Annotated in this window: 15 protein-coding genes; 5 read left to right on the top strand and 10 right to left on the bottom strand. The window is 43.8% G+C overall.

From position 1 onward, the window contains the following. The first annotated feature begins 52 nt into the window (after window positions 1-52). Entirely contained in the window at window positions 53-742 is a 690-nt protein-coding gene (locus NXG61_RS03465; protein ID WP_231038529.1) for a CBS domain-containing protein, read from the top strand. Further along, window positions 742-1,560 (top strand): pyruvate, water dikinase regulatory protein, encoded by an 819-nt coding sequence (locus NXG61_RS03460; protein WP_307223413.1) that lies wholly within the window; start codon window positions 742-744, stop codon window positions 1,558-1,560. The genes NXG61_RS03465 and NXG61_RS03460 overlap by 1 nt, the downstream gene beginning before the upstream one ends. A 58-nt stretch (window positions 1,561-1,618) precedes the next feature. On the opposite strand, the gene NXG61_RS03455 is transcribed toward NXG61_RS03460, so the two are convergent. The 6 genes from NXG61_RS03455 to eat form a co-directional block, all read right to left on the bottom strand. Beyond that, window positions 1,619-2,764 (bottom strand): aldo/keto reductase, encoded by a 1,146-nt coding sequence (locus NXG61_RS03455; RefSeq protein WP_307223415.1) that lies wholly within the window; start codon window positions 2,762-2,764, stop codon window positions 1,619-1,621. Window positions 2,765-3,074: 310 nt separating this feature from the next. Further along, window positions 3,075-4,100: a nicotinate-nucleotide--dimethylbenzimidazole phosphoribosyltransferase gene (locus NXG61_RS03450; protein WP_196604198.1), complete on the bottom strand. Its 1,026-nt coding sequence runs from the start codon at window positions 4,098-4,100 to the stop codon at window positions 3,075-3,077. 19 nt (window positions 4,101-4,119) lie between these two features. Beyond that, window positions 4,120-4,887, bottom strand: a complete 768-nt coding sequence (gene eutC, locus NXG61_RS03445; protein WP_196604199.1) for an ethanolamine ammonia-lyase subunit EutC — start codon at window positions 4,885-4,887, stop codon at window positions 4,120-4,122. Between the two features lies 1 nt (window position 4,888). Continuing rightward, window positions 4,889-6,259 carry an ethanolamine ammonia-lyase subunit EutB gene (locus NXG61_RS03440; protein ID WP_307223420.1) on the bottom strand — a complete coding sequence of 457 codons (1,371 nt, stop codon included), beginning with the start codon at window positions 6,257-6,259 and terminating at the stop codon, window positions 4,889-4,891. A 29-nt stretch (window positions 6,260-6,288) separates the two neighbouring features. Beyond that, on the bottom strand, window positions 6,289-7,704 hold the full coding sequence (locus NXG61_RS03435; RefSeq protein ID WP_307223422.1) for an ethanolamine ammonia-lyase reactivating factor EutA: 1,416 nt from the start codon (window positions 7,702-7,704) through the stop codon (window positions 6,289-6,291). Window positions 7,705-7,763: 59 nt separating this feature from the next. Then, window positions 7,764-9,137 carry an ethanolamine permease gene (eat, locus tag NXG61_RS03430; RefSeq protein WP_196604202.1) on the bottom strand — a complete coding sequence of 458 codons (1,374 nt, stop codon included), beginning with the start codon at window positions 9,135-9,137 and terminating at the stop codon, window positions 7,764-7,766. Between the two features lie 560 nt (window positions 9,138-9,697). On the opposite strand from eat, the gene NXG61_RS03425 reads away from it, so the two are divergent. Continuing rightward, window positions 9,698-11,092, top strand: a complete 1,395-nt coding sequence (locus tag NXG61_RS03425; RefSeq protein ID WP_307223425.1) for an amino acid permease — start codon at window positions 9,698-9,700, stop codon at window positions 11,090-11,092. Between the two features lie 15 nt (window positions 11,093-11,107). Here NXG61_RS03425 and NXG61_RS03420 read toward each other — a convergent pair whose 3' ends face one another. The 3 genes from NXG61_RS03420 to NXG61_RS03410 form a co-directional block, all read right to left on the bottom strand. Continuing rightward, window positions 11,108-12,529 (bottom strand): sodium:solute symporter family protein, encoded by a 1,422-nt coding sequence (locus tag NXG61_RS03420; protein ID WP_307223426.1) that lies wholly within the window; start codon window positions 12,527-12,529, stop codon window positions 11,108-11,110. 198 nt (window positions 12,530-12,727) lie between these two features. After that, window positions 12,728-14,722: a transketolase gene (gene tkt, locus NXG61_RS03415; RefSeq protein WP_307223428.1), complete on the bottom strand. Its 1,995-nt coding sequence runs from the start codon at window positions 14,720-14,722 to the stop codon at window positions 12,728-12,730. 380 nt (window positions 14,723-15,102) lie between these two features. Beyond that, window positions 15,103-15,471, bottom strand: a complete 369-nt coding sequence (locus NXG61_RS03410) for a hypothetical protein (RefSeq protein WP_196604206.1) — start codon at window positions 15,469-15,471, stop codon at window positions 15,103-15,105. 690 nt (window positions 15,472-16,161) lie between these two features. Here NXG61_RS03410 and NXG61_RS03405 point away from each other — a divergent pair. Together NXG61_RS03405 and NXG61_RS03400 are read left to right on the top strand one after the other, a co-directional pair. Continuing rightward, window positions 16,162-16,920, top strand: coding sequence for a hypothetical protein (locus NXG61_RS03405; RefSeq protein ID WP_196604208.1), 759 nt, complete (start codon window positions 16,162-16,164; stop codon window positions 16,918-16,920). Between the two features lie 56 nt (window positions 16,921-16,976). Continuing rightward, a complete protein-coding gene (locus NXG61_RS03400) occupies window positions 16,977-18,698 on the top strand; it encodes a methyl-accepting chemotaxis protein (protein WP_196604209.1) in 1,722 nt (573 codons plus the stop codon). A 151-nt stretch (window positions 18,699-18,849) separates the two neighbouring features. Here NXG61_RS03400 and NXG61_RS03395 read toward each other — a convergent pair whose 3' ends face one another. Next, window positions 18,850-19,053 (bottom strand): hypothetical protein, encoded by a 204-nt coding sequence (locus NXG61_RS03395; protein ID WP_196604210.1) that lies wholly within the window; start codon window positions 19,051-19,053, stop codon window positions 18,850-18,852. Between the last annotated feature and the right edge of the window lie 44 nt (window positions 19,054-19,097).

Below are 19,097 nucleotides of genomic sequence, written 5' to 3'. Positions count from 1 at the left end.
GCAGCGGTTTAACCATTGACTTAAATATGCTATTATAATATGAGAGAAATTTTTGAAACAAGGCAGATGCTGTTTGAGGGGGGCGATAATTATTTCACTGACGGAAAGACAGCAGGCAATTGTCGACATAGTTCAGAAGGGCGGTCCTGTCACGGGCGGACAGATCGCAGAGCGGATGCATGTCACACGGGCGGCTCTGCGAGCGGATCTGGCTGTTCTGGTCATGAGCGGATTATTGGGTTCTCGTTCCAAAGTAGGGTATTTTTATACAGGCAAAAGCCTGCTGTCATTTTTTACAGAAGACCTCGATTCTGTCCGGGTGCGTGATATTCAATCTGTACCGGCGGTGCTGCCAAAGGAGTCGACAGCTTATGATGCGGTGGTGTCGCTGTTTCTTGAAGATGTAGGCAGCGTGTTTGTGGTTGAAGGACAGGGCTTGCTGGCGGGGGTGGTATCCCGCAAGGATTTGCTTAAAGCCTCGCTGTCATCGGGCGGCGATCTGGCAAAAATTCCGGTGCAGATGGTCATGACGCCGCTGGCAAAGCTGATTGTCACCGAGCCGGATGAATCTGTAGCGGCTGCGGCGCAAAAGATCATCGATAATGAGATAGATGCCTTACCGGTGGTGAAGGTCCTGCCAAAGGGAAAGCGCTCATATGAGATTGTCGGACGCCTTACTAAAACAAATTTGACACGATTGATAGTGGATCTGGCTAAGGGCAAAAGGGGGTATTCATCATAGTGAAATTGCCGGTTATTTATATAATAACTGAATCTCTGGGAGAGACGGCTGAAGCAGTCGTCAGGGCCACTGCCAGCCAGTTTGATTCAGGGAATTTCGAAATTATCCGCATTCCGTATGTGGACTCGGCCGGCGTGCTGGAAAGTGCTTTGCGGGAAGTGGCGAAACGGAATGCCTTTGTCTGCCATACTTTGATTTCTCCTGATCTGCGGAAGGCTTTCAATAGATTGGCGGATGAATATAATGTTGTATTTGTCGATATTCTGGGACCGATGCTGGCGACTGTACAGAAACTTTCCGGTATGCAGCCCAAAAATCAGCCGGGGCTGACGCATATGCTGAATCGGGATTATTTCAAACGGATTGAGGCTATTGAATTTGCCGTGAAATATGACGACGGTAAAAGTCCTGCCGGTTTGCTGAAAGCAGATGTTGTCCTGATAGGTGTGTCACGGACTTCAAAAACGCCCTTAAGTATGTATCTGGCACATAAAGGACTCAAGGTGGCAAATGTGCCGCTTATTCCGGGGATAGCACCGCCGGAAGAATTGCTGGATACTCCTGCACAGAAAATAATAGGACTTATTGCCGATCCTGTGAAACTTAATGAAATACGTATGGAAAGATTGAGGGCAATAGGTCTTATGCCGGATGCCAGCTATGCAAAACTGACCTGTATTGCGGAAGAAATGGAGTACGCAAAGGCTGTTATGAGACGGCTGAAGTGTCAGGTAATAGATGTGTCGAATAGTGCCATAGAAGAAACCGCACATATGATATTGGAGCATTACGGGAAATTTTTGGAAATGAACAGCTGATCTGAAATATAAAACTCCAGCCGATGAGCGGCTGGAGTTTGCTGTATTCGAAGAATTGTCAGACAGTCTGCGGTGTTTCAAATAAATCAGTGACTTCTTTGAGCCAGTCAATTATTTGAATATGCTGCGGGCACATTTTTTCACATTGTCCGCAGTTGATGCAGTCGGAAGCCTTGCCAAAAGTTTTTGCATAATTATTATAATAAACATTTTCAATACTCATTGCCGGTTTCTGAGGCATCATGGAGTGTTGTTTTTTTGTATTGTACAAAGAAAAATAATTTGGTATGGCAATGTTTTTAGGACATCCCTTTACACAATACTGGCAGGCTGTACAGGGGATGGCTATGGATTCATTTATGATACTGACTGCCTTGTCTATTATGGTATATTCTTCCTTGGATAATGGTTGAAAATCCTGCATATAGTTTGTATTATCTGTCAGCTGAGCCAGACTGGACATACCTGAAAGCACCATCATAACGCCTTCCTGGCTTGCGGCGTAACGGACGGCCCAGGAGGGCGCAGACATATCAGGCTGATATTCTTTAAATAAAGCTGCTGCTTTTTCCGGAATATTTGCCAGCATACCGCCTTTTACAGGTTCCATGACGACAATAGGTTTATTGTGTTTTCTGGCTGTTTCATAGCATTTCCGTGACTGTATACTTTCATTTTCCCAGTCAAGATAATTTATTTGCAGCTGCACAAAATCAACCTCGGGATGAGCTGTCAGAATTTCATCCAGAAGGACAGCTCTGTCATGGAAGGAAAAGCCTATATTTTTTACTTTGCCGCTGCTTTTCTTTTCGGATATAAAATCAAAACTATTAAAATTCTGAGCTGTTTTATAATTTTCAACACCAAGATTGTGCAGCAGATAATAATCAAAATAATCAACACCGCACTTTTGCAGCTGCTCATCAAAGATACGCTTCTGATCATCAGGTGATTTCAGCATCATTGTCGGCAGTTTTGTAGCCAGCGTGAAACTGCTGCGCGGGTGGCGCTTGACGAGAGCTTCACGGAGTGCTGTCTCACTTTGAAAGGCATGATACATCCATGCGGTGTCAAAATAAGTAAAACCCTTGGACAGAAAAATATCGACCATTTTTTCTATTTGCGGCATATCGAAGCTGGCCGGTTCGTTTTGATCTTTCAAAGGCAGGCGCATAAAGCCAAACCCAAGTTTTTTTGTATTCATAATCATTCCTCCGCTTATATTGTCTGATTGCCATTTATTATGGCTGTGAAGAATAGCTGATAAAAGAATTGGAGAGCATGGATACTTTTTGCAGCGGACAATTCGTTTGATCAGCATTCCGATGAAATAGAGCAATATTCCAATAATATATTAGTATGAACACTACTGATTTATTTTAGCACTTGAAGTTTACTCCATGTCAATAGAAAAATGGACTGCCACTATAGAAAATAATGACAGTCCATATATGTTCTCTGTATTTCTGGATAAGATGATAAGATAAATGAAGATTATGCAGCGAAGATGGAGGTCATGCCTCCCTGGAGATATGGGAAAGGTCCTGCGGCTCAGTCAATTCGGACATTTTGGGGACCTGGCAGATAGCTGCGATCACAGAACGCAGCATAGTTACTGCCAAAACGGCACCGCTGCCTTCACCGAGGGCAAGATCCGCTCTGATGGGAACCTCTGCTTCTTCTATACCGCCCAGATGTAAAGCATAAGCCATACCCGGCTCTCTTGACATGTGTGAGGCAAATCCGTAGTCAGAAATACTCGGGTCCATGCGTACTGCACAAGCAAAAGCTGCCGCTGTGATAAATCCGTCCAGAACGAAAGGTATGTTTTTCTGTTTACAGGCGAGCATTGCGCCACACATAGCCGCAATATCAAAACCGCCCACACAGCGGATTATTTCTGCCGGATCAGTGAAAAGCCTGCCGTAAATATTTCCGGCTGCTGCCACGACTTCCCGTTTTCTTTTGATAACTTCAGGATATTGAGCATTTGCTCCGCAGCCGACGATAAATTCCGGGGCTATCTGAGTCAAGCCATGAAGAACGGCAGATGATGTCGTGGTGTTGCCGATGCCCATTTCACCGAGGGAAATGAGATTGCAGTCTTTTGCCCGGCTGACCATTTCCTGTCCGGAAGCAAAGGCCTGCTGATATTCTTCTCGTGTCATGGCAGGCTCTTTCAGAAAATTTTTGGTTCCTTTGGCAGTTTTTCTGTTGATTCCTACAGATAAATCATTATTTATGCCTACGTCTATTACTTGGTAGGGAATGTTATTTGTCTGACAAAAAACACTTATCACCGCTTTGCCCGCTGCCATGTTCTGCGCCTGCCGATAAGTGATATCCTGTGACTGTCTTACCACGCCTTCTTCAATGATACCATTGTCGGCTGCAAAGATCAGATGCAGAGGACGGAGCTGTTCAGGCGTAGACTGCCAGGCAGTAAAAAGTTTTACCGCCTGCCTGCCGAGCAGACCGAGACTGCCGGACGGTATTGCCATTTCAGCTAATTTTTTCTTTGCTTCTGTGCTGCTGTTCATGATTAGTTCTCCTCCTGTATCAAAGTTTCAATTCTGTGCCGCTTTTTTTCTCACGCATGAGTACATCTGTGAGGTGTATTATTTGAGCACCTGCTTCAACCGGAGGAATGCCTTTGCGGTATATATTTGATACCACTGTTCTTTGGGATTCCGGTTTTTTTGAGCTTGATTCATATGCCATGTAGCAGCTCATACTTTCACCGGTGGCCAATCCCGGACGTTCGCCTATAAGCTGGATGGTGACCTTTGCATTTAAGGCTTCACTGATTTTGTCCATTGTGGCGACTCTGCTGTATTTTACAAAAATCGGCGTGCCGACTTTGTATCCTTTTGCGGTCAGACCGTCTGTCAGAATACCAAAAATATCTTCAAGATTGGCATCAATGGCATATCCGCTTAAACCGTCGGCGACTATGAGCTGTACATCAGGTGACATGATGCAGTTTGCCTTTATCTGTTCTGTTGTTTCCTTAGAAAAAATCCTTCCCAGATCAGGACGGCGGATATATTCTTCTTTATTATTGACCTGTGTCTGTACTTTGAAAAAACCCAGACGGTCAATAAGTCCTTCGTCTACATCAGACCATACGGCATCCATGGCAATAGCGTGATCGGCGCGGAATTTAAGCAGTGTTTCCGTTTTAAAGCGGCTGCCTGCCCTGCCGATGCAGATACGGGCATTGGTAGTTTTCTTCAGCTGCCGGCAGAAAGCCGGATTTTGCGGTGTATCTATCAAGACGGTATCTTTGATTTCCTGTGTTGAAATATCTTTTACCATATCATCCATTTTATTTCTCCCATCCCTGAAACATTGAAGGATCGCCGGCTTGGGCAGTGAGCTGTCCGTTTTGCATAATACCAAGCTTCTGCATGCGCGCCGCAAAGGCAGCTATCGGTGTTTTACTGCTCAAGTCGCGCAGTGCGGCTACGTCATGATAGCTTGTTGTCTGATACATGAGCATGACGTCATCACCCGCAGGAATTCCCATAATGTAGTTGCAGTCCGCAAGTGTCAGCATCATGGCAAGGTTTTCCAAATCATTTTGATCTGCTTTCATATGATTCGTGTAACAGACATCGACACCCATGGGGATGCCGGTGAGTTTGCCCATGAAATGATCTTCAAGGCCGGCTCTGATCATTTGTCTGCCGTCGTATAAATATTCTGGACCGATGAAGCCCACCACAGTATTTACCAAAAAAGGATGGTACCGCTTGGCAAAGGCATAGCAGCGTGCTTCCATTGTCAATTGATCGGCACCGTGATTGCCGTCTGAAGACAATTCGGAACCTTGCCCGGTTTCGAAATACATAAAATTTTTGCCGCGGGAACTTTTCTTTTCTTTCATCATGGCATAAGCTTCATCCATCAGGCTTACATCTATACCGAAGGCTCTGCTGGCAAGTTCTGAACCAGCCAGGCTTTGGAACATCAGATCCATCGGCGCATCCGTTTGTTCCAGGACCTTCATTTGCGTTGTTACATGGGCAAGAACGCAGTTTTGCGTGGGCAGCTGCCAATGGTCCATAAAGAATTTAAAATTTTTTAATATTGACGAAACGCTTTCTATGGAATCAACGGCCGGATTGAGGCCTATAACGGCATCACCGACGCCGTAACTGACACCCTCCATGACAGAAGCCATGATTCCGTTTATATCGTCCGTGGCATGATTGGGCTGCAGCCGGGAGGATAAGGTGCCGGGCAGTCCTATCGTTGTATTGCAGGTAGCGGTTACGGGCAATTTATGGGCTGCCGTGACAAGATCCATATTGCTCATAAGCTTGGCTGCTGCAGCTACTATTTCTGATGTCAGACCGCCGCGCACAGCAGCTATTTCTTCAGGTGCCGCTGAAAGTAAAAATTCCCGGAAGGAGCCTGCCGTAAGGCTTTTTATTTTCGCGAAAGCTTTTTCGTCAACGGCATCCTGATCGGCTCTTGTTACATCGTCAGTTTCATAGGGGACGACAGGATTGTTGCGCAGGTCTTCAAGTGTCATATCGGCCAGCACAGCTTTTGCCGCAACTCGTTCTACCGTGCTTTGGGCGGCAACTCCGGCTAAAATATCACCGGACTTTTCTTCATTTGCTTTTGCCAATACATCCTTTACATCACGAAAGGAATATGTCTGGTCAAATAAACGTGTTTTTAATTTCATTTTTTCACCTTTATATCTGTGTATTTAAACTATGCCGTGAAAATTAGAGTTTTCACAACTACCGGCACCGCACTGCCAATACTGCGGCCAATATCTATATAATCACCGTCGTGCGCTTTGATGCGGTCAAGACATATTATCTGCGTATCGGCAAGATAGCGTTTGAGTGTAAGGCCCAGTGCTTTTGCAAAATCGGCCTCCAGAAGAATGACAAGAGGCTGATTTAACTGTACAGGTATATTTTCCGCTATCATTCGCGCTAAAGTTTTTACGTCTGAATATGAAGGAGCTACCGTCCCGGCAAGGGCTAATGCCGGCAGATCATCAGGGAAAAGCCGGAGCTTCTGCTGCAATATTTTCCCGCTTTTTTCTATATCGGCTGTTGATTGTTCCAGGGAAAGCTGCATGACGGGCAGATTTTTTATGGGCAGGACCGATTCGTCCGCCGATATGGTGCTGCCGCTCAGGCAAAGTGAATGAGTGCCGGCTCCGATAACGGTAGCTCTGATTTTTTCCTTGGGTTTCTGCAGCTGCATGCCGTGAGCGGAAAAATAATCCCGGACGGACGAACCCAAAAGAGGGCCTATATCGCCGAATAATGCAACATCTTCTATATTGCGCGGCGTAAAATCCCTGTATACATATTCGGCCACTCCGCCGGAGATCATTGCCAGCGGCAGTCCAAACGGACCGCATTCATGACCGATAAAAAGCTTTTTTGCTGCAGGTGTCAGCGTCAGCTGTCTGATGATCCTGTATAGTATTTTGGCAAATGTTCTGGTTAAAAGATGAAGATCACCAAAATCCGCTTTTTCCCCGGGGCGTATTTTATCTTCCAGACCAAGTTCTACCAGCAGGTCCTTGATTTTTGCTGATACATAATTTATTGTGCCGTCTTTTTGTAGGCGGAGCAGCCGCCCGCCGATATCCAGCGCGAACGTAGATGAGGCTTCTCCGTCGATAAAAAGAGCCGCGTTTGTGGTACCGCCGCCGATATCAAAATTGAGTACGGCTTCACCGTGATTTTTTGATTTTTCTCCCGCTCCGGCACCAAGGCCCGCCAACAGAGATTCAAGATCAGGGCCGGCGGTCGCAACAACAAAATCACCGGCAAAATCAGACAAAGATTGAAGAACAGCCGAGGCATTTTCTTTGCGGGCAGTTTCTCCGGTGATAATAACAGCACCCGTTTGCAAATCATTTTTTTTGATCCCCGCTTTTAAATATTCTTTTTCGACAAGATTTTTTAGTGCGGGCAGGTCTATCCTGTTATCGGATAGGACAGGTGTGAAATAAACGGTGCTTTTATAAATTATTTCTTTTCTGCTGATTTTTACTTCCGGTACGGCTGTGACAGCTTTGTCTTCCAGATAGATGCGGCTGAAAATGATCTGTGTTGTTGTTGTTCCGAGATCTATGCCAACGCTCAGCAATGATTCCTGCATGAATTGTCACCTTCAGTTAAAATTCCAAAAGGACTGCAGATGACTGCAGTCCCTGAAAATTATTTGTCCAGCTCATCCAATACACCGAATTCTTCTTCAAAAGGACGAATATGTTTGTTGCCCCAGACGAAATAATAAAGGATCGCTACTGCGTAGACACCAAGTACATAGGGAATCACATCACTTGAAGCTACAAAGAGACTGATCAGGCAAAAAATTGCCATGAGCATGCTTATAACGGGAATGACTGGATAGGAAACCCTAAAGGGACGCTTTAGATCCGGTTCTTTGGAACGAAGCACGAACAGGCTGACAAGACTTATGATATACATGACAACGGAACCGAAGGCCGCTATTGTAATAACTACATTTGTAAGACCGGTAAGCGCTGTAATCAGGCAGACGATGCCGGGAAGAATAAGTGCCCATACGGGAGTGTGATGCTTATCGTCAAGCTTTGCCAGAAACTTTGGCAGATAACCGGTGCGGGCCATTGCATAAGTCTGGCGTGAATAGCCGATTATAATGCCATGCAGAGAGGCAACAAGACCAAAAAGACCGATGCAGCTCATGAGAATAACAGGCCAGGAACCCTCACCGAAAACGGCACTTAAAGCTAACGGCAAAGGAAAATCGACGTTATCGACCAGTTTGGTATCGGTAATGCCTGCGGTGATGAATAGAGTAAGAAAGGCCATTACAAGAAGCGTTGCCATTCCTGTTAAGAATCCTTTGGAGATATCATGCTGCGGGTCAACCATTTCTTCCGCGCTCATAGCGCCGCCTTCTATAGCCAGGTAAAACCAAATGGCAAAAGGTACGGCAGCCATTACGCCTTGAGCTCCGTTAGGAAAATACGGTTGAGCCATAACACGGGAAAGATCAAAATACGGCAAAGCGAGTATCCAATAAATGACCAGGCCGACAAGAGCGATAATAGTCACTGTAAGCTCGAAAGTTGCCGAAACTTTCATTCCCAGATAATTGATGAAGATAAAAAATAAGAAAGCAACCACTGTGGCGGCCATTACGTTGATACCCGGAATAATGGAGTGGACATATCCGCCGACTGCAAGCGCGATGGCCGGAGGAGCGAAGACAAATTCTATAAGACAGCTGATGCCGTTCAAATATCCCCCAAATTTACCGAGTGCCCGGCGTGCATATGCCGAGGGACCTCCGGCATGAGGAATTGCCGTGGCAAGTTCAGAATAGGACAATATGAATGTTACATAAAAAATTGTTACTGGAATGAGTGCCAATGCAAGGCCCATTACGCCGCCTTCCGCAAATCCGTAGCTCCAGCCGAAGTAATTGCCGGAAATAACCAGACCGACTGCCAGAGCCCATAAATGGATAGGTTTTAAAACGCGGGACAGATTTTCTGTTTCTGCATTCTTTTCATGCAGTGCTGCTTTTGTGCTAATTTCCATAAACCATTCTCCTTTTTGACATAAAAAAACCCGCAAACAGGGATAATAAGCCTGTTTGCGGGCATCATTGCCCTTATTATAAATACAGCCAGCATCCACAAAAAAAGAAAAAAAGCGCTCCGAAGAGACCTGTGACAGAGGTCTGTTCAAAGCGCTTTTGCCGTATTCCTTTGTGAAAACTTATGGAACTTATGATACCCGATACAGCTTTTATTGTCAAGCAGAGAATAATATTTTTACCGTTGAAATATATGTAAATATCAAAAAAAGCGGACTTCATAAAAGTCATTACAGAGAGATTTTTTTAATATTGCATACTCTATAGAAATAAACTATAATACAAATTGACTTTATCATTAAAACATTTGTAAAGCTGCGGGCGCATAGGCACCGAGTAAAGTAAGGCGTGCGTTCAGCTGCTATATCGGCCAGCGCTTTTAGGCGCTGGCCTTAGCTTTTGCGCAGAAGGCAGACTTTCTCCGACAATAAGAGCTGCATTATTTGCAGATAACAGGCGGAATTATACATATAATCGCAGAAATAGATAAGGAGAACGTACCATGAAATTTTTTCGTACAAAAGACATTGAACAAATGAGAGCACAGGCTCTCGCGTCGGGAATGGCTAAAAATCTTACGGCGGTGGATCTCGTTTTGCTGGGGATAGGCGGGGTCATAGGAACGGGCATTTTTGTTTTGACCGGGGTCGCTGCGGCAAAATATGCGGGTCCTGCTGTTGTGTTATCTTTTATTATTTCGGGATTTGCCTGCGGAATGGCAGGGCTCGCTTATGCCGAATTTGCTTCTATTGTGCCGGCATCGGGCAGCGCATACACATATTCTTATGCGGCACTCGGTGAATTGATAGCTTTCATTGTAGGCTGGAATCTTGTGCTTGAATATACTGTCACCTCAAGTGCTGTGGCGGCAGGCTGGTCCGGCTATGTCACGGGGCTTTTCAATTCTGCCGGTGTTCAGCTGCCTTTTGCATTTACGCATGTTCCGGCAGACGGCGGTATTATAAATATACCGGCTATACTGATAACGTTGCTATTGTCTTTCTTTTTAATCAGAGGAACGAAGGAAAGCACCACGCTGAATCGTATTTTGGTGGGCATAAAGCTTATTGCCGTATTTATTTTTTTGTTTCTTGCGGGACCACAGGTGGATGTTACTAATTGGCAGCCCTTTATGCCGTTCGGTTTTTCTGGTGTAGCGGGCGGCGCAGCTATAGTTTTTTTTGCATATATTGGATTTGATGCGGTCGCCACCACGGCGGAAGAATGTAAAAATCCCGCCCGTGATCTGCCTATAGGGATGATAGGCTCTTTGGTATTGTGCACTATATTGTATGTGGTCGTTGCAGCGGTCCTCACAGGTGTGGTTCCCTATTCGTCACTCAATAATCCGGAACCTGTAGCATATGCCCTGCGCTATATAGGTTATAATATGGGGTCTGCTCTGGTAGGTGTCGGAGCTATATGCGGTATCACGACCGTACTGCTGGTCTTGCTTTACGGGCAGGCACGCATCTTTTTTGCCATGAGCAGAGACGGTATGATCCCGGCGGGCATATGCAAGATCCACCCGCGCTATAAAACCCCTTATCTCGTTACGGGTGCAGGCTGTGTGGTAGTTTCCGCAATAGCAGGTTTTGCGCCTATAGGAGTGATTGCCGAAATGGCCAACATAGGAACATTATCTGCGTTCTTTGTTGCGGCTGCAGGTGTGATGGTTCTGCGTGTAAGAAGACCGGATCTGCCAAGAACATTCAAATGTCCCGCTGTATGGCTTGTCGGTCCTTTAGCAGTGCTTTCCTGCGGTTATCTTATGTATAATTTACCGGTTGAAACATGGATACGTTTTATAGTATGGTGTGTAATTGGTTTTGCAATATATTTATCTTATGGTTACAAACATAGCATATTGAATAATAAGCATGTAGTAAAAAAATAAATATTATGGTGCATTTTATAATTGCTTTTTTGGGAAAAATTTTATAAAAAGCAGCATAATGAGTATACTGAAAATGATCGAAGCAGACTGGGCATTGAATATGCCGAATCCTTTTCCGCTGTTGTAGAATTGCAGGACAATAGTCATCAATACACCACTGCCGGCGGAGAAGAAGGCGGCAGCAGTAGAAGCTTTTTTGCAGAACAGACCAAAAAGCAGCGGTGCAGTGAGAGATACTGACATCAAAGAGTAGAATATGGACAGCGCAGAAATGACATTGGGCAGTATACCGGCAAGAAAAATACCGATCAGGCCTGCTGCCGCCGCGGCGAGGCGGCTCATCTGCAAAAGTTTTTTATCTGTGGCAGAGGGATTTATGAAGGATTTATATAAATCCTTGCTGAAAGATCCGGTGATCATATATAGTACGGCATCTGCGGCGCTGATTTCTGCCGAGAAGATAGCAGCAAGAGCGACGGCCGATGCCCAGAAGGGCATACACTCCTTCATTATATAAGGCAGTGCCAAGTCGCTCTGCGGCAGGTCAGGGAACAGCGCATAGGCAGCCATGCCAAGAAATACGGGGACGATAGCAAAAGCAAGCATTGCCAGTCCGCAAAAAAAAGTGCTTAAATAAACAGTTTTCTTATCTTTTGCCGCGTATATTTTTCCTATCAGTGCGGGTGACAAAAAGAATGAAGGGGTAAGCATCAGAAAAAAACCGATTATGGTATTGCTTCCCAATCCGCCCAGACTAAAATAGTCAGCTGTTGCAGCAGATGAATTGCCAAGATGGGCGGCAGCTTTTGCATACAGACCATCCAGACCTCCCGCAAAATTCAGTACGAAGGGAACAGCAATAAAAAAACCCAGCAGCTTGACGCACACTTCTACAATATTTACATACGCTGCCGAGAGCAGACCGCCTGTGCAAAAATAAAGAACTATTACAACAGCGCCTATTAGGATGCCGCTGTTTTTATCTATATCAGCAATAACGGAAAGTATCCAGGCTATGCCCATGAGCTGTCCCGCAAAAATAGCGACCGTGCCGATAAGCATAAAAGATGAGATAAGACCGCGGAAATTTTTATTGTATCTGTATTCAAAGTAATCGCCCAAGGTGTAAAAATTATGTTTTTTAGCCAAAGACCATATGTGCGGACCTATTATAAAAGCCAATATGAAGGTCCCGACAGCAGAAGCGGTGATCCACCATACGGCAGAAAGCCCTGCCTTGAAGCTGAGTCCGGCGACGCCGACAGTGGAGCCGGCTCCAATATTGGGGGCAATTAAGGTTATAAACAGGAGCAGCGGTCCGAGCTTTCGTCCACCGACGAAAAAATCATCGGCAGTTTTTACCCGCCGTGACATAAAAGCGCCTATACTGATGAGAAACAGGGCATAAAGCGTAATGACGGTGATATAGCTGATCATGATATCAAAGCAGCTCCTTTTGCGGAAATTCAACTTAGCTTATAATACATGCATTGCTGTGAAATGTAAAGGCAGATTGAATTGTCGGTAAAAGTGTGCAGCAACCCATAAAAAGCAGCACCGTGCATTCATAATGCACGGTGCTGCTTTCGGTTGAAATTCAAGGGTATGATGGTTATATCATACCCTTGAAAATGATCAGTGATTTTTTAATACTTTTTTCATGGCAGCGGCTACATTTTCCTTTGTAAAACCGAATTTGACAAATAATTTATTTGCCGGTGCAGAAGCACCGAAACCCTTCATAGTAACAGTGGTGCCGCTGAGTCCTGTATAACGTCCCCAGCCAAAATCGACAGCGGCTTCGACAGCCACACGCGCACAAATATTTTTGGGCAGGATACTTTCTTTATATTCATCGCTTTGCTGTTCAAAAAGATCCATACATGGCATGCTTACAACACGTACATCAATATTTTCGGCTGCCAGCATTTCCTGAGCCTCCACAGCCAGAGAAACTTCTGATCCGCTGGCGATAAAGATCCCGTCCGGCACTTCTTTAGTGGACGGGGCAACAACGTAAGCACCTTTGAGAGCATCTTTGCTGCTGCCGGCAAGCTGCGGCAGATTTTGGCGAGTCAGAACGAGTGCCGTAGGCGTTGATTTACTGGTGATGGCAAGATACCAGCCGGCAGCGGTTTCCGTGGCGTCGGCTGGGCGGAATATATTGATATTGGGCATGGCTCTGAGCATAGCAAGCTGTTCCACCGGCTCATGTGTGGGACCGTCTTCGCCCACGCCGATACTGTCGTGTGTGAGAACATAGGTTGTCGGCAGTTTCATTAAGGCAGCCAGACGCATCATCGGTTTCATGTAGTCACTGAAGACAAAAAATGTGCCTACGTATGGACGCAGACCACCATGCAGAGCAAGACCATTCTCTATACCTGCCATGGCAAGTTCTCTTACGCCGAAATGGAGATTGCGGCCGCTGTAATCTGCCTTGCTGAAGCTGGCTTCACCATTCATATGTGTTTTATTGGAAGGCGCCAGATCCGCGCTGCCGCCGATGAGCTGCGGCAGGATTTCTTTAATGCGGTTAATCATTATACCGGAAAGGTTTCTGGTTGCCTGCGGCTTATTTTCATATGCCCAAAAAGCTTCATCATGAAGAAGAGCATCGCTGTCAGCATCTTTATGAAATTTGTCCCATAAAAGCTTTTCCTGAGGGAAATTTTCTGTGTATTCATTGAAAAGTTTCTGCCATTTTTCCTCAGCAGTTTCACCTTTTGCAGATAATTCACGATAATGTTCATAAACATCATCAGGGACAGAAAAAGCTTCCTGAGAAGGCCAGCCCAGATTTTCTTTTAAAGCCTTTACATTGTCTTCACCCAATGGTTCGCCATGCGCACTGGCTTTGCCTTGTTTGGCAGGACAGCCGTAGCCGATTTGTGTTTTGACGGTAATGAAGGACGGGTGTTCTTTATCTGCCTTGGCGGCTTCTATGGCGGCGCCTATAGCAGCCAGATCGTTGCCGTCTTCGACGGTGATGATCTGGAAACCGAAAGCTTCCATGCGTTTTTGTACATTTTCCGTGAAAGCGATATCCGTGCTGCCTTCAATGGAAATTTTGTTGCTGTCATATAAAATTATAAGCTTGTCAAGACCGAGCGTGCCCGCAAGGGAAAAGGCTTCGGAAGAAATGCCTTCCATCATGCAGCCGTCGCCGCCGAGGGCAAATGTATAATGATCGACTATAGGAAATTTCGGTTTATTGAATGTGGCAGCTAAATGAGCTTCTGCCATAGTCATGCCGACTGCCATTGACATACCTGCTCCCAGCGGACCGGTAGTGGCTTCAACGCCGGTTGTATGTCCGTATTCAGGGTGGCCCGGTGTAAGGGAATTATCCTGACGGAAATTTTTCAAATCTTCAATAGTCAAACCATAAGAAAACAGATGTAAAAGTGAGTATAAAAGTGCGGAGCCATGCCCCCCTGAGAGAATAAAACGGTCACGGTTGGACCATTTTGGATTTTTAGCATTGTGATTCATATGTTTTGCCCAGAGTTCATAAGCCATAGCAGCAGACCCCAGCGGAAGACCAGGATGACCAGAATTAGCTTTTTGAACGGCATCTGCAGACAATACACGGATGGCGTTTACACATTTCATATCAATATTACTCATGATATCTCTCCTTTTTAATCAGCTATATAAAATACATTTTGCTGTCGTAAATTTAGCGGAAATACTGATATAAAAGATATCCGGGAAAACAGCATAACCCGAACGGCATGCTTTATTCAATATTTCTTCTGTGCGGATATAGCGATATATGTATTATTTTTCGAGGGGATTTTTATGCAGGCTATATCCCTGTATATTAGTATATGACATAAATATATATTTTATCAATATATATTTGTATTTTCTTTCTATGGTAAATTATCTGGCATATTATGTAGATGAAAGAAAAAATAGAATTGTTTACGAAAAGTTTGTTCAAAATATGAATATGATAAAAAACAGACATCTGCATGTGAAAATTGCAGATGCCTGTTTTTCAATCAGATGCTGGAACTAAAAAGACTGCCTGTTAAAGCACTGCTGCTGGCAGAGGAATCGTTGAATCTGTCAAGCTGATTGGTCGGGGCTGAACTGTTGTTTTTGCTGTTTGCCGTTGAATTCTGGATACTTACTTTAGTTTCAGAAATGACCTTGTCACCCTGAGTTACTATTATGAGCATAGAACCATCAGCTAATTTTTCCGTAGTAGTTACGGTTTCGTCATCCTGAGTGCTTTCATTTCCGCCGGCTGAGGAGGTGCCTGAAGTACCTGCGGTCGATGAGGCTGAGGCAGTGGATGATGATGCTTTTTGCGTGGTATACGAATTCAAAAGAGCGGACAGACTGTCCAGAGAGCTTATACTGCTCATTGCCATTCTCCTTTCAATAAAAATAGTTGTTATAAATATGCGTGCATCTCTATTTTCACAGCTGTTTGATATGGTGGCATTAGGACAAAGCTGCTATATAGAGCAGAAAATCCGCATCCGTGCGGCTGGTGTGTATACAGGCTGTCGTATGGAACAGAAGGCGGCAGCCTGCCTTCTTCCTATATAATAACATACTGTATGAAAATATTGCTAATCATACATAATATATATCGTAATTACGTGCAAAAAAATTAAGGTCCATTTCAGGGAGAATTTATATCCTGAATATTAAATAAATATTTATGGCAAACTTGAAAATTATATGTCTTTATGTTACAATATGCCGTATATTGACGGTTTTCAGTAAAGTGACGGTCTGGGCTTTTGCAGATGTTAGTCTGTTGGAAGGCAGATTGCGCTTATATACATAATCTTGCATATGATGAAACGAATAAGCAATGTTGTAGATGGATTTTGGAAAGTCGAATAGTGGGCTGTTTTTTGCTTGGGCTATATAGACACCTATATCTTTTTTTGATATAGGTGTTTTTTTTTCTGAAATATTTTTATAAAAAGCAATAATAGTATGGTTAATTTGGAGGATCTCTGATCAATTAAAGAAGAGTGACAGGAGATAATCTTTTCTTGATCGGGACTTTCATGAAAATAATGATATCAAAGGAGAAATATTTGTGGTTAAAAAAAAATCTTTATCTGCAATCTATTCAATCAATACTGGATTACCAAAAAACACTGAGGCATAATATATATGAGTATTATCAGTTCCCTGAACTGACACAGATAAAGTATATAACAGTGGGAAGGCAGGTAGAACTCATTGTTTATGTGGAGTATTTTTCAAAGTGGGAGAAGGTTTTACTGGGTTATGGAGATGAACACAATAATTTTAAAAAATACTATCCGCTGATCCTGAATTTTATGAAAAAATATGTTTTGCCAAAAAAAGAAAAAGATTATTCATCCCACATCCGCTATTATCATCTGTTTAATCCCTGTATGCAGCAAACGCTATCATACAGCATCTCGCTCACGGTATATGATGATAATATATTTAAGCATCTTACAAAAGGACAGGGCAGCGGTGACGATTCTATGGCTGCAGATATATCCAGATATTATCGGGAGCAGAATTTACGCGGACCGGAATGGGTCACGGTTGTGAGCCTTGATAAAATTTTTGTGGCAATTATAATAAGCGGTGTTACCTCTCCTTTTTGGCATAGATATCAGCAGGTTTCCTTGGAATCAAGAATATTTTTTAAAGATGCTATAAAGCAGTTGTCAAAAGAGGCAATTGAATTTTCATTTAAAAATCACAATATTGCAGGAGGACGCATTTTATTCTCTGATTTTCAATGGAAGGAGGATACCATATTTATTGTGGCAATTCGTGACAAGGAAAGCTGGGAGAAATTATTGAAAGTATAATTCAAAAATTTTTTAAATAATTTATTGTAATTTATAATTAAAGGGGAGATTTTCTAGTGCGATGGTTAAATGATTTGAAAGTCGGCGTCAAAATAAGCCTGCTGGGTGTGGGGTCTGTGGTTGTGCTGATTCTTGTTGGGGGGATCGGTTATTACTGTTTGCAGAGTATTAGTGATGACATGGAAAAAATGTATAGTGAAAAACTCACAGCTGTGCAGTTCATAAATGATACCCGGGCTCAGAACAACAAGATTGATTCGGATGTATTTGCTTTGATGGTGGCGCAGCAGGACAGTGAACAAAAGGTATTTATCGATGATATAAGAACGCGCGTGGAATTATTTAATAAAGACTCGGAAGAATTCAAGAAAATACCTTTAGGTGATGCTGAAAAGGTAAAATATCAGAAATTGATGGATCAGCTGGCCGCTTATCGGGAGGTCAGAAGTAAAATATTGGATCTGGCAGTGCAGAATAAAAATCAGGAAGCATTCAATCTTTATATGACGCAGGGAAAACCAATGGCTGAAGGTTTTGTCAAAGATTTAGGCACTTTTTCCGATGAAATAAAGAAATCGGCAGATATGATGAACGCAGAAAGCAGAAAAACAGCTGCTTCGGCGGGAATGATATTTGTAGGAATAATTTTATTGTCCATATTGTTTATGGCAGGCTTTAGCTGGATGATCATAAAACAGATAACAGGCAGACTGCATGACTTTACTAAGTATATAGATATATTGGCAGGCGGTGACTTTTCTAAGTCAATCAGCCAGAAAAGCCTGGATGATAAAAGTGAATTTGGCACTGTTTCAAGAATGGTAGACAAAATGAAAAATAATATCCATTCTTTGGTAAAAGAATTGACTGATATCGCAGAACAGCTAGCAGCCTCTTCTGAAGAATTGACAGCCAACGCTGAAGAATCGGCGCAGGCATCGGATCAGATCGCAAGCGCTGTTTCCAAAGTGGCCGAAGGATCGGAAAGACAATTGGCCGCGGCTGATAACACGACAAATGTCGTGGAACAGATGTCGACAGCAATCGAACAGGTGGCCGTAAATACGGAAACAGTGGCAAATTCTGCGGAAGATACAGCAAATGCCGCCAACAAGGGTGAAGATTCCATTAAAAAAGCTGTAAGTCAGATGGAGATCATAGAAACCAAAACCAATGCCACTGCAGATGTAATAGCGGATTTGGAAGAAAAGTCCAAACAGATAGGGCAGATCGTGGATGTTATTTCCAATATTTCAGGACAGACGAACCTGCTCGCACTTAATGCCGCAATAGAAGCGGCAAGAGCGGGAGAAGCAGGCAAGGGCTTTGCCGTGGTGGCAGAGGAAGTAAGGAAACTCGCCGAACAGTCTCAGGATGCAGCCAAGCAGATTACTGAACTCATCAGTGAAGTGCAGACAAAAACGGATAATGCCGTCATTTACATGAATGACGGTAAAAAAGAAGTTGATGTAGGAGCAAAGGTCGTATCCGGAGCCGGTGACAGTTTTGGACAAATTTTGAGCATGGTGCGTAATATGACAGGACAAATACATGAAATTTCGGCAGCAGTGGAAGAAATAACGAGCAGTACACAAGATGTCGTAACATCAGCAAAAAGTGTCAATGAGGAAAGCCAAAGATCTTCGGAACATACGCAGACAATTTCTGCATCCGCTCAGGAACAATCATCTTCCATCGAAGAAGTTGCGACAGCAAGCGAACATCTTGCTCAGATGGCAGAAAAACTGGAACATTCCATTCGCAGGTTTAAAATCTAAAATTGGTAATGAGAGACGGTTTTTGTAATAGCTGTACAGTTTAATATATGCCGTTATTTCAATTGAAATAATGCAATAAAAGGACCGCTGCTTTTGTTTGGAAAAGCAGCGGTCCTTTTATCGACATGGAAGGGGACGGCACGGGATAAATTTACTCAAGATGGATAAAAAAATTGGCATTAAATGAAGATAGATCACCGTATTCTGGATACGAAGAGAATTTTTGGCGGGCGATGCAGCGCTGCCGACAACATTTTTTGGCAAGCAATGATTTTTTCTGACCGTATGCATCAAGCTTTTTGAGAAGAAAATTAAACAGTCTGCACAAAATAAATGAATTGTATTGATCCGGCATGTATATTATCCCCTTAAATTCAACAACACGATAGCATGATAAAA

The organism is Pectinatus haikarae (assembly GCF_050916305.1).
In the GTDB taxonomy this organism is placed as follows: Bacteria; Bacillota; Negativicutes; order Selenomonadales; family Selenomonadaceae; genus Pectinatus; species Pectinatus haikarae.
Note: the sequence above shows the minus strand (reverse complement) of the source record. Positions and strands in the feature narration are given on the sequence as shown.